The organism is Nocardioides conyzicola, assembly GCF_039543825.1.
Taxonomy (GTDB): domain Bacteria; phylum Actinomycetota; class Actinomycetes; order Propionibacteriales; family Nocardioidaceae; genus Nocardioides; species Nocardioides conyzicola.
This window is the reverse complement of record NZ_BAABKM010000005.1, coordinates 124,264-136,865: the sequence shown is the minus strand read 5'-3', so window position 1 is coordinate 136,865 and position 12,602 is coordinate 124,264. Positions and strand designations below refer to the sequence as shown.

Annotated in this window: 12 protein-coding genes; 8 read left to right on the top strand and 4 right to left on the bottom strand. The window is 70.7% G+C overall.

The features are described from left to right. Positions 1–54: 54 nt before the first annotated feature. Genes ABEA34_RS22310 through ABEA34_RS22295 form a run of 4 tightly spaced genes read left to right on the top strand, consistent with a single transcriptional unit; the run spans position 55 to position 4,222 of the window. Positions 55–1,431: an FAD/NAD(P)-binding protein gene (locus tag ABEA34_RS22310; RefSeq protein ID WP_345523926.1), complete on the top strand. Its 1,377-nt coding sequence runs from the start codon at positions 55–57 to the stop codon at positions 1,429–1,431. Positions 1,432–1,452: 21 nt separating this feature from the next. After that, the gene (locus ABEA34_RS22305) at positions 1,453–2,778 is read left to right on the top strand and encodes a glycosyltransferase family 2 protein (RefSeq protein WP_345523924.1); all 1,326 of its coding nucleotides are present in this window, start codon (positions 1,453–1,455) and stop codon (positions 2,776–2,778) included. Beyond that, positions 2,775–3,281: a hypothetical protein gene (locus ABEA34_RS22300; protein ID WP_345523923.1), complete on the top strand. Its 507-nt coding sequence runs from the start codon at positions 2,775–2,777 to the stop codon at positions 3,279–3,281. The genes ABEA34_RS22305 and ABEA34_RS22300 overlap by 4 nt, the downstream gene beginning before the upstream one ends. Next, positions 3,281–4,222 carry a pyridoxamine 5'-phosphate oxidase family protein gene (locus ABEA34_RS22295; RefSeq protein ID WP_345523922.1) on the top strand — a complete coding sequence of 314 codons (942 nt, stop codon included), beginning with the start codon at positions 3,281–3,283 and terminating at the stop codon, positions 4,220–4,222. Before ABEA34_RS22300 ends, ABEA34_RS22295 begins: the two co-directional genes overlap by 1 nt. A gap of 23 nt (positions 4,223–4,245) precedes the next feature. Here the strand turns inward: ABEA34_RS22295 and ABEA34_RS22290 are convergent, their stop codons facing one another. Further along, a complete protein-coding gene (locus tag ABEA34_RS22290; protein WP_345523921.1) occupies positions 4,246–4,851 on the bottom strand; it encodes a TetR family transcriptional regulator in 606 nt (201 codons plus the stop codon). Positions 4,852–5,093: 242 nt separating this feature from the next. Here ABEA34_RS22290 and ABEA34_RS22285 point away from each other — a divergent pair, with 242 nt between their 5' ends. Genes ABEA34_RS22285 through ABEA34_RS22275 form a run of 3 tightly spaced genes read left to right on the top strand, consistent with a single transcriptional unit; the run spans position 5,094 to position 8,216 of the window. Next, positions 5,094–6,356, top strand: a complete 1,263-nt coding sequence (locus tag ABEA34_RS22285; RefSeq protein WP_345523920.1) for a glycosyltransferase family 4 protein — start codon at positions 5,094–5,096, stop codon at positions 6,354–6,356. Then, positions 6,343–7,092 (top strand): class I SAM-dependent methyltransferase, encoded by a 750-nt coding sequence (locus tag ABEA34_RS22280; protein ID WP_345523918.1) that lies wholly within the window; start codon positions 6,343–6,345, stop codon positions 7,090–7,092. Before ABEA34_RS22285 ends, ABEA34_RS22280 begins: the two co-directional genes overlap by 14 nt. Next, the gene (locus ABEA34_RS22275) at positions 7,089–8,216 is read left to right on the top strand and encodes a prenyltransferase/squalene oxidase repeat-containing protein (RefSeq protein ID WP_345523916.1); all 1,128 of its coding nucleotides are present in this window, start codon (positions 7,089–7,091) and stop codon (positions 8,214–8,216) included. Before ABEA34_RS22280 ends, ABEA34_RS22275 begins: the two co-directional genes overlap by 4 nt. On the opposite strand, the gene ABEA34_RS22270 is transcribed toward ABEA34_RS22275, so the two are convergent. Together ABEA34_RS22270 and ABEA34_RS22265 are read right to left on the bottom strand one after the other, a co-directional pair. Beyond that, positions 8,187–8,843, bottom strand: a complete 657-nt coding sequence (locus tag ABEA34_RS22270; protein WP_345523914.1) for a class I SAM-dependent methyltransferase — start codon at positions 8,841–8,843, stop codon at positions 8,187–8,189. The genes ABEA34_RS22275 and ABEA34_RS22270 overlap by 30 nt on opposite strands. 27 nt (positions 8,844–8,870) lie before the next feature. Then, entirely contained in the window at positions 8,871–10,169 is a 1,299-nt protein-coding gene (locus ABEA34_RS22265) for a hypothetical protein (RefSeq protein ID WP_345523912.1), read from the bottom strand. 90 nt (positions 10,170–10,259) lie between these two features. Between ABEA34_RS22265 and ABEA34_RS22260 the strand changes: the two genes are divergently transcribed. Continuing rightward, positions 10,260–12,317 (top strand): acyl-CoA dehydrogenase family protein, encoded by a 2,058-nt coding sequence (locus ABEA34_RS22260; RefSeq protein ID WP_345523910.1) that lies wholly within the window; start codon positions 10,260–10,262, stop codon positions 12,315–12,317. Here the strand turns inward: ABEA34_RS22260 and ABEA34_RS22255 are convergent. Then, the gene (locus ABEA34_RS22255; protein WP_345523909.1) at positions 12,314–12,601 is read right to left on the bottom strand and encodes a DUF1905 domain-containing protein; all 288 of its coding nucleotides are present in this window, start codon (positions 12,599–12,601) and stop codon (positions 12,314–12,316) included. The genes ABEA34_RS22260 and ABEA34_RS22255 overlap by 4 nt on opposite strands. Between the last annotated feature and the right edge of the window lies 1 nt (position 12,602).

The window sequence follows — 12,602 nt, the reverse complement described above, 5'->3', positions numbered from 1 at the left end:
GCGTGGCCGGAGATCGGTGGACGTCCGCACCGCGGCGGTGGTTGGGTTTGCCTCGTGACGCAACGGGTCGAGGCCGACTACCTGGTGATCGGCGCCGGGGCGACCGGGATGGCCTTCACGGACGCCCTGATCGACCACGCCGACGTCCGCGTGGCGCTGGTCGACCGGCGGCACGCCGCCGGCGGGCACTGGCTGGCGGCGTACCCGTTCGTGCGGCTGCACCAGGCCTCGACGTTCTACGGCGCCGCGTCCACCGTGCTCGGCGGCGGGCGGATGCAGCAGTCCGGACCCGAGGCCGGACTGCACGAGCGTGCCGACCAGGCGAAGATCACGAGCTACTACAGCGACCTGCTGACGCACCGGATGCTGGCATCGGGACAGGTCGAGTTCTTCGCCGGCTGCGACTACGTGGGGGAGCGGACCTTCGTGTCGCGGGTGTCCGGCCAGAGGTACGACGTGCCGGACGACTGTCGTGTCGTCGACGCGAGCTACCTGTCGCCCGACATCCCGGCGGAGACGGCGCCGAGGTTCGGCGTAGCCGATGGTGCCCGGGTGATCGCCGTCAACGACCTGGCGCGCCTCGAGGAGGCGCCGAGCCGGTTCGTGGTCGTCGGGTCGGGCAAGACGGCGACCGACGCCTGCATCTGGCTGCTCGCCCGTGGCGTGGACCCGGACGCGATCTGCTGGGTGCGACCGCGCGACCCGTGGATGCTCAACCGGGCCCTGATCCAGCCGGACCCCGTCATCTACCTCGGCATGGTCGCCGACATAATGACCGCGGCCGCGGGTGCCGCATCACTGCCGGACCTCTTCCTCGCCCTCGAGGAGCTCGGCATCATGCACCGCATCGACCGCTCGGTCACGCCGACGATGGCCAAGGCGCCGACGCTCGGCCGCTGGGAGCTCGACCAGCTCCGGACGATCGAGGACGTCGTACGCCTCGGTCACATCCGGACCGCGCACCGCGGTCGTCTCGACCTCACCGAGGGCTCGGTCGCCGTCGCGGGCGACGCCGTCGTCGTCGACTGCGCGGCCGACGGCCTCAAGGCGCGCCCTCGCGTGCCGATCTGGGGGCCGGAGGCGATCACGCCCCAGCCGGTCCGGGCGGGCTTCCCGTGCTTCGGCGCCGCGCTCGCCGGGTACGTCGAGGCGACCCGCGACGACGACGCGGAGAAGAACCGGCTCTGCCGGCCCTCGTCCTTCGGCAACTCGCTCGTCGACTGGGCCACGATGAACGTGACGGGCCTGCGCAACTCCGCGGCCTTCGGCGCCGAGCCCGACATCAAGGAGTGGTCCGACCGGGTCGCCCTCAACCCGGCGCGGGTGCCGCCGGAGCAGGCCGGCTCACCGGCTGTCGCAGACGTGGTCGCCCGCCTCGGCGCGAGCCTGCCCGCCGGCGTGGACCGGCTCGCTCGTCTCACCGCTGGTTAGGATCGGCTCGAAGGAGGAGGTATGCCGAGCTCAGCCGCCGACTGGTTCGTCCAGCTGCTGATCTTCGTGCTGATCGCCTACCCGATCGTCGGCGGGCTGGCCTTCCTCGTCTCGAGCTTCTACTACCACGTCTTCTCCGAGCGTCACGACCGTCCTCGCTACCTGGAGCACGGCGAGCCCTTCGTCACCATCCTGATCCCGGCGCACAACGAGGAGGCATCGATCGAGAGCACCGTGCGCTACCTCGAGACGATGCTCAACTACCCCTCGGACAAGTACGAGATCATCGTCGTCGACGACGCCTCCACCGACCGGACCGCCGAGATCCTGGAGGAGCTGCAGGTCGAGTACCCGGACCTGCGAGTGATCTCGATCGTCAAGAACCGGGGCAAGGCGCACGGCTTCAATGTCGCGCTCGCCTTCGCTCGCGGCGAGTTCCTCCTCTCCAACGACGCGGACACCCGGCCCAATCCCGATGCACTGTGGCAGTACCTGAGCTACTTCGAGCGCGAGGGCGGGCAGAACGTCGGCGCGGTGACCGGCAACATGCTCGCGGCGAACCGCACGACGCTGACCGCGGAGGCGCAGCAGAACGAGCTCAACTCGATCATCGGGCTGATCAAGCGCTCCCAGATGTCGTACGGCGGCCTGTTCGCGTTCTCGGGGGCCAACACGATGTACCGCAGGCAGGCCGTGATCGACGTCGGCGGCTGGCACGCGGAGCAGCCGACCGAGGACATCGCGATCGCGTGGGACATGCAGGCCGCCGGTTGGCGGGCGTTGTTCGCCCCGCGCATCCGCTTCTTCCTCGACGTGCCCGAGCAGACCCGATCGCTGGTCAAGCAGCGCAGGCGCTGGTCGTCGGGAGGCATCTACGTCCTGGTGACCAAGGGGCCGGCGCTGTTGCGGCACCCGATCCGCCGCTGGCGGATGATGCCGATCGTGCTGGACTACAGCTTCAGTGTCTTCTGGAGCTTCCTCTACTGGATCAGCATGGCGCTCTTCCTGCTGACCCAGCTCCTCATGGCCGTGACGCAGAACTGGGAGCGGTTCTGGCACAACTGGTACATGGTGGGCATCTTCGTCGCCCTCCAGATGGTCATCGGGCTGGTCCAGCTGAGCGCGGCGTCGTACTACAACGACGGTGGTCGGACCTTGAAGTACATCCTCTTCGCGCCGGCGTACATGCTCGTCTACTGGATGGTGAACACCTGGACCGTCGTCGTCGAGTTCGTGCCGACGGTCCGCAAGGTCTGGGAGCGCCGCGACGGCGGCTCGTGGAAGTCGCCCGAGCGGTCCGACAGCCTGCACGTCACCCGCGAGGTGCACGGGAAGGAGCCGTCATGACCAGCCGACCCTCCTACGTCGTCCACGAGGTCACGGAGAAGGACGTCACGGTCGAGTGGTTCTTCGGCCCCGGTCACCTCCGCACCAAGGTCTTCCAGGTGGTCTGGGTCCTGGTGAGCTGGTTCTTCGTGGTGCTGCCGGTCTTCATCACGGCCTCGTCGCTGCTGCACCGCCACGACGAGGGCGGGTGGTGGAGCTACCAGGAGGGCTTCGACATGTGGGACCGGACGGTGTTCCTGCTCGGGATCCTCTTCGTCGCCTTCGTGCTGATCTTCCTCGGCCTGCACCTCCTCGACCGCACGTCGGCCACAGCGCGCAACGCACGTCGCGAGTACGACGAGCGACGCCTGGCGCTGCGCCTGGAGATCGCCGAGACCTGGTACTCCGACAAGTACGGCCCGCGGGCCGACCGGGTCGTCCGACGCTCCGTGCAGATCCAGCCCTACGGCGACATCGAGACGTACGAGCTGCGCGGGCTGTACCGCGCCAACGGGGTCGACTGATGCCGCTCTCGCCCGCCGACCAGGCGCTCGTCGCCGACATGAAGCAGCGCGAGCTGCACGTCAAGAGCAGGCAGCGCGCAGCGGACGCCATCCGGTTCGAGGTGCGCCGCTACCGGGTGGTGCTCACGACGCTGGCGGCGCTCGCCGGTGGCGTCGTGAGTGCGCTGATCTTTTTCGCGGTCGACAGCACGCTGCCGAGGCGACCCGACTCGTGGCGACCGCTGGCGGTCGACGTCGCCCTCGGTGCGATCATCGGGATGCAGCTCGCTCGCAGCCTGCTCGGGACGGCATGGGGACGGCGGCGGCTCGCCCGCTACGAGACCAGCCGGCGGGCCAGGTTCACCAGCGAGCTGCACGCGGGCCGTCGCTGGCAGTCGTTCTACTACCAGGACGAGGACATCTCGCCATACGTCCCGCAGATCCTCTACTTCATCGAGGGGGAGCGGCGCTTCGACTCGGTGGAGGCAGCGCTCGCCTTCGCGAAGGAGAACCGCCAGGACAGCACCATCTTCGTCGAGCGCTCCCGTGAGTCGTTCACCAAGGTCGCGGCCGCCACCAACGTCATGGTCATGTCGACCGTCGACGAGTCCGGTACGCCGGCGAGCCGCGTCATGCGCTTCGTCCGGTCCGACCGGCCCGGCGTCTGGTACGTCACCACGGCGCCGGAGGGGACGAAGGCTCACGCGCTCGACCGCGGGCGTATCGCGGTGCTCGCCGGGACCATGGAGTCGGGCGAGACGATCAGCAGCAACCGGGTCCGTGTCCGGCGCGTGCCGGCTGGGTTGGCGGAGGTCGCGGACCTGTATCGCGCGCAGGTGCCCGGCTACGTCGACCGGCTCACCGACGAGGAGCGGGAGCGCGAGCTGGTCTACGAGCTCACCCTGCTGTCGGCCAAGGTCGACACCTGGCTCGAGCGCGAGATCGTCGAGTTCACGCACTAGCGCCGACTCGGCGCATCGACCCGTCAGTCGCGGAGCAGCAGCCTGACGGCCACTTCGATCTGCTGGCCGGTCTCGGCGGCGGTGGAGCGGCCGGTGACCCAGCCGACCAGGGCGGAGAGCCAGACGTCGCCGATGACGCGGGCGATGGCGACGTCCTCCTCGGTGAGGCGGTCGTGGCCCTCGGGGTACATCGCGCGGGTGAGCATCGAGGTCAGCAGCATGCCGACCTGGTGGATCTCGGCGGCGACGGAGGCGTCGGCGAACATGAAGGCGCGGGTGAGCGCTTCGGTGAGCTGCGGGTCGCTCTGCATGCCGCGGGTCGTGCGCTTGAGCGTGTTGATCACCCGCTCGGCGACGGTGTCGCCGTCGGAGGGACGCTCGCGCATGATCGACTCGGTGCGCTCGAACTCGCGCTGGAGCGCGGACACCAGCAGGTGGATCTTCGAGGGGAAGTAGCGGTAGAGGGTGCCGAGTGCGACGTCGGCCTGCTCCGCCACGCCACGCATCTGCACGGCGTCGAAGCCGCCCTGCGAGGCGAGCGCGATCGTGGCGTCGAGGATCCTCTTGCGGCGGTCGCGCTGGGCGGCCGAGCCGAGGTCTTCGACGGCCAGGGAGTTGGCGCTGCTCACATGGACCCCCGTGGTCGAGTTGGGTGTGTCGTTCGCTGTCGGTGTCACAGTCGGAACGACGCTGGCCCCGTGAGTCTAGAAGGATCCGAGCGTCCCACCGATTACGACTCTCTGTTCGCCGACTAGGCTATCAATCCATGGTCTAAAATAGGAACACGTTTCACTTTGGCTGGCACCGCGTGTCACGCACCCGGCCAGCCGTCTCGACACCCGTCGAGTCACCAGGAAGAGAAAGGGTGCGGATGCGAGTCGCATTGCTGTCCTATCGAAGCAAGCCGCACTGCGGGGGACAGGGCATCTACATCCGTCACCTCAGTCGTGAGCTGGTCAACCTCGGACACTCCGTCGAGGTGTTCTCCGGGCAGCCCTACCCGGAGCTCGACCCCGGCGTGGAGCTGACCAAGCTGCCCAGCCTCGACCTCTACCGCGAGCCCGACCCGTTTCGGCTGCCGACGCTCAAGGAGTTCCGCGACCGCATCGACGTCGAGGAGTTCGCGACCATGTGCGCGGCCGGCTTCCCCGAGCCCAAGACGTTCAGCCTGCGTGCGGTCCGCGAGCTCGCCGGCCGCATCGACGACTTCGACATCGTGCACGACAACCAGGTGCTCGGCTACGGCATGCTCGAGATCGAGAAGATGGGGCTGCCGCTGCTGACCACGCTGCACCACCCCATCAGCTACGACCGGCGCATCGACATCGCGGCCACCAAGAACCCGTGGCGCAAGCTCACCCTGCGGCGCTGGTACGGCTTCGTGAAGATGCAGGCGGCCGTCGCGCGCCAGGCCCGCAAGATCCTCACGCCCTCGGAGACGTCCAAGCGCGACATCGCGACCGACTTCGGCGTCGACCCCGAGCGGATGCAGGTCATCCTCCTGGGCGTCGACGACGCGTTCAACCCGCCCACCAAGCCCCGCGTACCCGGCCGGATCATGGCGATGGCCAGCGCCGACGCCCCGATGAAGGGCATCGCGACGCTCCTCGAGGCGTTCGCCAAGCTGCGCACCGAGCGCGACCTCGAGCTCTTCCTCGTCACCAAGCCCAAGGCCGGCGGCCGCACCGAGAAGCTGATCGACAAGCTCTCGATCAACGACCACGTGCACTTCGTCCACGGTGTGAGCGACGCCGAGCTGGTGGAGCTGATGGGCTCCGCCGAGCTCGCCTGCGTGCCGTCGCTCTACGAGGGCTTCTCGCTCCCGACCGCCGAGCTGATGGCCTGCGCCACCCCCCTCGTGGTCTCCGACGCCGGCGCCATCCCCGAGGTCGTCGGCCCCGACGGGCTCTGCGCCGACCTGGTCACCCCGGGCGACGTGGGCGACCTCGAGGCCGCGATCGCGAAGATGCTCGACGACCCCGAGCGCCGGGCACGGTACGGCGCGGCCGGGCGCAAGCGCGTCGAGGAGCTGTTCAGCTGGCGGGCGGTGGCCGCGAAGGTCGCCATCGCGTACGAAGAAGTCATCGCCGACTACCGGCGTGAGCAGGAGGAGAGCACCAGTGCTGACCGTTGATTTCGACCGGCTGGGCCTGCTGCCCGGCGACCGGGTGCTCGACATGGGCGCCGGCGGCGGACGCCACGCCTTCGAGATGTACCGCCGCGGTGCCGACGTCGTCGCCTTCGACATGGACGCGGACGAGCTGGCCGGCGTGCTCGAGGTCTTCGGTGCGATGAAGGAGCAGGGCGAGGTGCCCGCGGGCGCCGCCGCCGACATCAAGCAGGGCGACGCGCTGCAGCTGCCCTTCGCGGACGGCGAGTTCGACCGGATCGTCGCGGCCGAGGTGCTCGAGCACATCCACGCCGACGTCGACGCGATCAAGGAGCTGGTCCGCGTGCTGCGCCCCGGTGGCACCCTCGCCATCTCGGTGCCGCGCTGGCTGCCCGAGGTCATCAACTGGAAGCTCTCGGACGACTACCACAACGCGCCCGGCGGTCACATCCGGATCTACACCGACCACGAGCTGGTCGACAAGGTCACCAAGGCCGGCAAGTTCAACGACGGCCAGCCCGGCGACGCGATGATCTTCGAGGGCAAGGACTACGCCCACGGGCTGCACGCGCCGTACTGGTGGATCAAGTGCGCGGTCGGCGTCACCAACGACGACAACTTCTTCGCCCGCAGCTATCACAAGCTCCTGGTCTGGGAGATCATGAAGCAGCCCAAGGCCCTCGAGTACGCCGGCAAGGTCCTCGACCCGCTGATCGGCAAGAGCATGGTCCTCTACTTCCGCAAGCCGGACGTGGCATGACGGACCCCCTCGCGCAGCTCCCCTACGTCGAGGGCATCCTCACCGCCGAGCAGGTCGCTGCGACCGCGGCGTCGATCGTGGCCATGCAGGAGCCCTGCGGCGCCGTGCCGTGGAGCGTCGGCGAGCACGTCGACATGTGGAACCACGTCGAGGCGGCCATGGCGATGCTCGTCGGCGGCGAGGTCGAGGCTGCCGAGCGTGCCTACGCCTGGATGCCGTCGATGCAGCACGCCGACGGGTCGTTCCCGACGAAGATGGTCAACGGCGAGGTCGACGACGACCGGGGCGACGTCAACATGACGGCCTACCTGGCGGTCGGCATCTGGCACCACTGGCTGGTCCGCCGCGACATCGACTTCGTCCACCGCTTCTGGCCGACCGTGCGCTCCGCCCTCGACTGGGTGGTCTCGCAGCAGCTGCCGTGGGGCGGCATCAACTACACGCCGACTGAGGACTTCGCCCTGCTCACGGGATCCTCGAGCATCTACCAGTCGCTGCGCGCCGGGGTGGCGCTCGCCGACCTGCTCGACGAGCCGCAGCCGGAGTGGGAGCTCGTCGGCGGCCGGCTCGGCCACGCCGTGCGCGAGCACCGGGACCTGTTCGCGGACAAGTCGGCGCACTCGATGGACTGGTACTACCCGGTCCTCGGCGGCGCCGTGCGCGGCCGTGCGGCGTTCGAGCTGCTGGACAGCCGCTGGGACGAGTTCGTCCGGCCCGGCCTCGGCATCCTCTGCGTGGACACCAACCCGTGGGTCACGGGTGCGGAGACCTGCGAGCTCGCGATGGCGCTCGACACGCTCGGCGACCACCGCCGCGCGCTGGCGCTGATCAAGGACATGCAGCACCTGCGCGAGGACGACGGCCGCTACTGGACCGGATGGGTCTACGGCGACGAGTCGGAGACCGTGCCGGACGGCGAGCCGCGCAACGTCTACTGGCCGGTCGAGTACACGACCTACACCGCCGCCGCGGTCATCCTCGCCATCGACGCCCTCGGCGAGGTCGCCGGGCACAGCACGGCCGGCTCCGGCATCATGCGCGGCACCTCGCTGGCGCCGCACTTCGCCGAGCTCGGCCTCGAGTGCGGCTGCCCGTCAGCCGACAGCGTCCCCAGCGCTCCCTGAGGTCCGCCGCAGCACGCGCATCGAGCCCAGTGCCTCCACCTCGGTGAAGGCGCCGCTCTCGAGCGCGCGCAGGAAGACGTGGTACGGCGGCTGCCCGCCGTCCGCGGGGTCCGGGAAGACGTCGTGGATGACGAGCAGCCCGCCCTCCATCAGCCAGTGCGCCCAGCCCGAGTAGTCGTTCTGCGCGTGCTCCTCCGCGTGCCCGCCGTCGATGAAGAGCAGTGACAGGGGAGTGCGCCAGTACGTCGCGACCGTCGTGCTCTTGCCGATGACCGCGATGACCTGGTCCTCGAGGCCGGCGAGCGCGATGTTGCGCCGGAAGACCGGCAGTGTGTCCATCACCCCGAGCTCCGCGTCGACCAGGGTCGCGTCGTGGTGCTCCCAGCCGGACTGGTTCTCCTCCGAGCCGCGGTGGTGGTCGACGGTGAAGAGCGTGCCGCCCACCTCGCGCGCGGCCGCACCGATGTAGATCGCGGACTTGCCGCAGTAGGTGCCGACCTCCAGGGCCGGGCCGTGCGGCAGGCGCTCACGGGCGTGGCGATGCAGCAGGAGCCCCTCGTCGCCGGGCATGAAGCCCTTGGCGTCGAGCGCGTGCTGGAGGAGGTCGGGAGGCATCGGGGCAGTCACGGGGGTGACCCTAGGCCACCCCGGCACTCACTCCGTCGCGGACTCCATGGCGCCGATCAGCTCGTCGGCGGCGGCCACGAGCTCGGCCTCGCTGACCCAGCGTCCGTACGGACGGCCCGGCGTCACGTCGCGCAGCACCGACAGGTGGAGCTCGTAGCTCCCGACGACCACCTGGATCGCACGACTGCGCCAGGGCCACTCGTCGGTCCCCCCGAGGTTCACGACGTACGCCGTGCCGGCCGCGGTGCGCACGCGGTGGACCTTGGTGCCGCGCGGGTAGCGGTTGTCGAGGTGCTTGGCCTCCACCTCCTGGGCGGAGGCGGGGTCGGCGGCCACGCGGACCTCGAGCACCGCGAAGGTGGTCCGGGCGTCCCGGGCACGCTTGGCCGGCTGGGTGCCACGCCGCTCGCAGCTGCTCACCGGGGCGTCGGTGTAGGGGTCGTGCGCGAGGTACGACGAGTCGACGTCCACGGGCCCGGGCCGACGTGCGCCGCCGGTCGCCGCGAAGGCCTCGTCCGTCAGGAGCGCGCAGGGCTCGACGTACGGCGTGCTGCCGACGGTCGGCCCGAGGTCGGCGTTCGTCGGCTGCGGGCCGGCGGTCGCGGTCCCGTCGGCGACGTGGCGGGAGACGGCGGCCAGCACCTTGCGCATTCGGGGCACCTGCCAGGCGACCTCGCGGGCGGAGAGCGGCCGCTTGCGCGCCGCGTCACCGAAGGTGGAGTAGCGGACGTCGGCGATGAATCCGTCACCCCGGAGCGCGAATGACCGGCGTGCCGGGAGGATCCGCAGGTCGTTCGTGCCCTTCACCTTGCGTGCCTGGGGGAGACGCGACCACCGCCGGGCCAGGGCGCGCGTGTCTGCGACCTGGGTGACGCTCACCTCGAGCGTGTGGCCGGCGGGATCGGCGAACGTGTAGTCGCAGGACGTGGTGAGACCGCCCGGCACCCGCGTCGCCGGCGCGGCCGGCTCCCGGGAGGTGGGGGTCCGGTCGAGGTAGGTCTGCCGGGTGCGGGCGTCCGCGCCGAACGCGCCGAAGATCCGCTGGACGTCGGCCCGCGGCACGAGCTGGCAGGCATAGAGGTACGGCGTGCCGCCGACCTCGGGGCCGGTCTGGGTCGCCGGGGTCGCCTCGTCGGTCGGCTCCTGCTCCGGATCCGGGTCGGAGGTCGGGGTGGGCGTGCGGGTCGCGGCCGGCTGGTCGGCCGCCGCGTCCGGCGGGTCCCCGCCGTCGCGGCCCAGGAAGGCGACGACCCCCATGACCAGGGCGACCAGCACCACGATCACGACCAGTGCGATCAGCTCGTCGCGGCGACCCGGCGTACTCACGGTGAGGAGATGCCCCACCGGGTGCGTGGGCAAACGGCGGCCGACCCCGTTAGGATTGGAACACGTTCTAGTTCCACGCCGAGGAGCCGCATGTCGATCGGGATCTCCGACGAGCACGTCGAGCTGGCCGCGAGCCTGCGCAAGTGGGCCGCCGACCTCCGGGGCCGCGAGCTGGCGCGCGCGGCCGAGACGGACGCGGACGCGACGTTCGCGTCGGTCTGGGAGGCCGGCCAGGAGATGGGCGTCGCCACGATCGCGCTGCCCGAGTCGGCCGGTGGCGGGGGCGGGTCGGTGCTCGACCTGGCGGTCGCACTCGAGGCCTGCGCGCACGAGCTGGTGCCCGGGCCGCTGCTCGGACCGGCGGTCGCCTCGCTGGTCGCGCCCGACGTCCCCGCCGACGCGATCGTCGGCATCGGGCTCTCCGACGTCGTCTGGGACGTGCCGTCGGCCACCCACCTCCTGCTCGCCGACGAGTCGGGCAGCTGGGGTGTCTACCCACGAGACGCGGTCGAGGCGACCTCGTCGGTAGGCATCGACCTCAGCCGTCGCTACGGCGCGGTACGGGTGGTCGACGGGGCGGCCGGCGTCGCCGTGCCCGGCCTGACGGCCGACCTGCTCCGCCGTACGGCGGTCACGCTGGCGGCCGCGGAGGCCGCCGGCGTGGCCCGGTGGTGCCTGGCGACGGCGGTGGAGTACGCCAAGGTGCGCGAGCAGTTCGGGCAGAAGATCGGCGCGTTCCAGGCGGTCAAGCACCTGTGCGCGGAGATGCTCGAGACCGCCGAGGCGGTGACCGCGGCGGCCTGGGACGTGGCGTGCGTGGCGAACGGTGACGACGAGCAGTGGGCGTTCGCCGCGGACGTCGCGGTCTCGATCGTCTTCGACGGGGCCGTCGAGGTCGCCAAGTCGTGCATCCAGGTGCTCGGCGGCATCGGCTTCACCTTCGAGCACGACGCGCATCTCTACCTGCGCCGGGCGCTGGCCCTGCGGGCACTGGTCGGGGACGGCGACGCCGCCGCCGAGCGGCTGGTCGAGGCCGCCGTCGGCGGCACGCGGCGACGGGTTGAGCTCGACCTGGACGGTCGCGACGACGAGGTGCGGGCGGAGGTCCGCGCGACGGTCGAACGCATCGCGGCACTGCCCGAGGGCGAGCGCCGGGCGGCCTTCGTCGAGACCGGCTACCTGACGCCGCACTGGCCCGCGCCGTACGGTCTCGGGGCGGACGCGGTCACCCAGGTCGTCATCGACCAGGAGCTGGCCCGCGCGGAGCTGACCCGGCCCGACATCGTGATCGCCGGCTGGGCTGTCCCGACGATCCTGGAGCACGGCACGGAGGAGCTCCGGGAGCGGTTCGTGCGGCCGTCGCTGCTCGGCGACCTGACCTGGTGCCAGCTCTTCTCCGAGCCGGGCGCCGGGTCCGACCTGGCGTCGCTGCGCACCAAGGCCACCAAGGTCGACGGGGGTTGGAAGCTGTCGGGCCAGAAGGTCTGGAACTCCGTCGCCGAGCGCGCCGACTGGGGGATCTGCCTGGCGCGGACCAACCCGGACGTGCCCAAGCACAAGGGCATCAGCTACTTCCTCGTCGACATGAAGAACAGCCCCGGGATCGACGTCCGCCCGCTGCGCGAGATCACCGGCAAGGCGCTCTTCAACGAGGTGTTCCTGGACGAGGTCTTCGTGCCCGACGAGATGGTCGTCGGCGAGGTCGACGACGGCTGGAAGCTGGCGCGCACGACCCTCGCCAACGAGCGGGTCGCGATGGCGAGCGCCCGGCTCTCGAAGAGCACCGAGCGGGCCATCGACCTCGCGGCCGCCGGCGTCTCCTCGGCGCAGCGGGTCGCGGTCGGGCACTCGATCGCGCTGGCGACCGTCTGCGCGCTGCTCGGGGTGCGCGCGACCATGCGGTCGCTCGCCGGTCAGGGTCCGGGCGCGGAGTCGAGCGTGGCCAAGCTGCTCGGCGTACGCAACCGGCAGGACGGCGCCGAGCTGGTCGTCTCGCTGCACGGCGACGCGGTGCTGCTCGAGGCGTCCGACGACGTACGCGCCGACCTGTGGGAGATGCTCAACACCCGGTGCCTGTCGATCGCGGGCGGTACGACGCAGATCCTCCGCAACGTCGCCGGCGAGCGGATCCTCGGCCTGCCGCGCTAGACGTCGAGCGTCAGCCGGACCTCGACGGTGTCGCCCACGTCGACCTCCTCAGCCCGCCGTACCGCGAGCTTGAGCGGCACGATGTAGCCGCCGTCCTTCGGCCACAGTGAGGTGGTCCAGGTCGAGCCGCCGAGGTGCACGGTCACCGGGATCATGCCCCAGCCGTAGGTGACCGCTGCCGCGACCTCCTCGATCTGCGCCGCGTCGTCCTCGGGCACCCACACGAAGTGGTGCGGCGCGGGCCCGCGCCAGTGCCAGACGTCGCCTGAGAACGCCAGCTCCATG

What these genes read in the sequence shown, in the direction of transcription:
- ABEA34_RS22295 (WP_345523922.1), top strand. Translation starts at nt 3,281, where the DNA reads ATGCCGCTCTCGCCCGCCGACCAGGCGCTCGTCGCCGACATGAAGCAG.
- ABEA34_RS22305 (WP_345523924.1), top strand. Translation starts at nt 1,453, where the DNA reads ATGCCGAGCTCAGCCGCCGACTGGTTCGTCCAGCTGCTGATCTTCGTG.
- ABEA34_RS22255 (WP_345523909.1), bottom strand. Translation starts at nt 12,601, where the DNA reads ATGGAGCTGGCGTTCTCAGGCGACGTCTGGCACTGGCGCGGGCCCGCG.
- ABEA34_RS22300 (WP_345523923.1), top strand. Translation starts at nt 2,775, where the DNA reads ATGACCAGCCGACCCTCCTACGTCGTCCACGAGGTCACGGAGAAGGAC.
- ABEA34_RS22260 (WP_345523910.1), top strand. Translation starts at nt 10,260, where the DNA reads ATGTCGATCGGGATCTCCGACGAGCACGTCGAGCTGGCCGCGAGCCTG.
- ABEA34_RS22275 (WP_345523916.1), top strand. Translation starts at nt 7,089, where the DNA reads ATGACGGACCCCCTCGCGCAGCTCCCCTACGTCGAGGGCATCCTCACC.
- ABEA34_RS22285 (WP_345523920.1), top strand. Translation starts at nt 5,094, where the DNA reads ATGCGAGTCGCATTGCTGTCCTATCGAAGCAAGCCGCACTGCGGGGGA.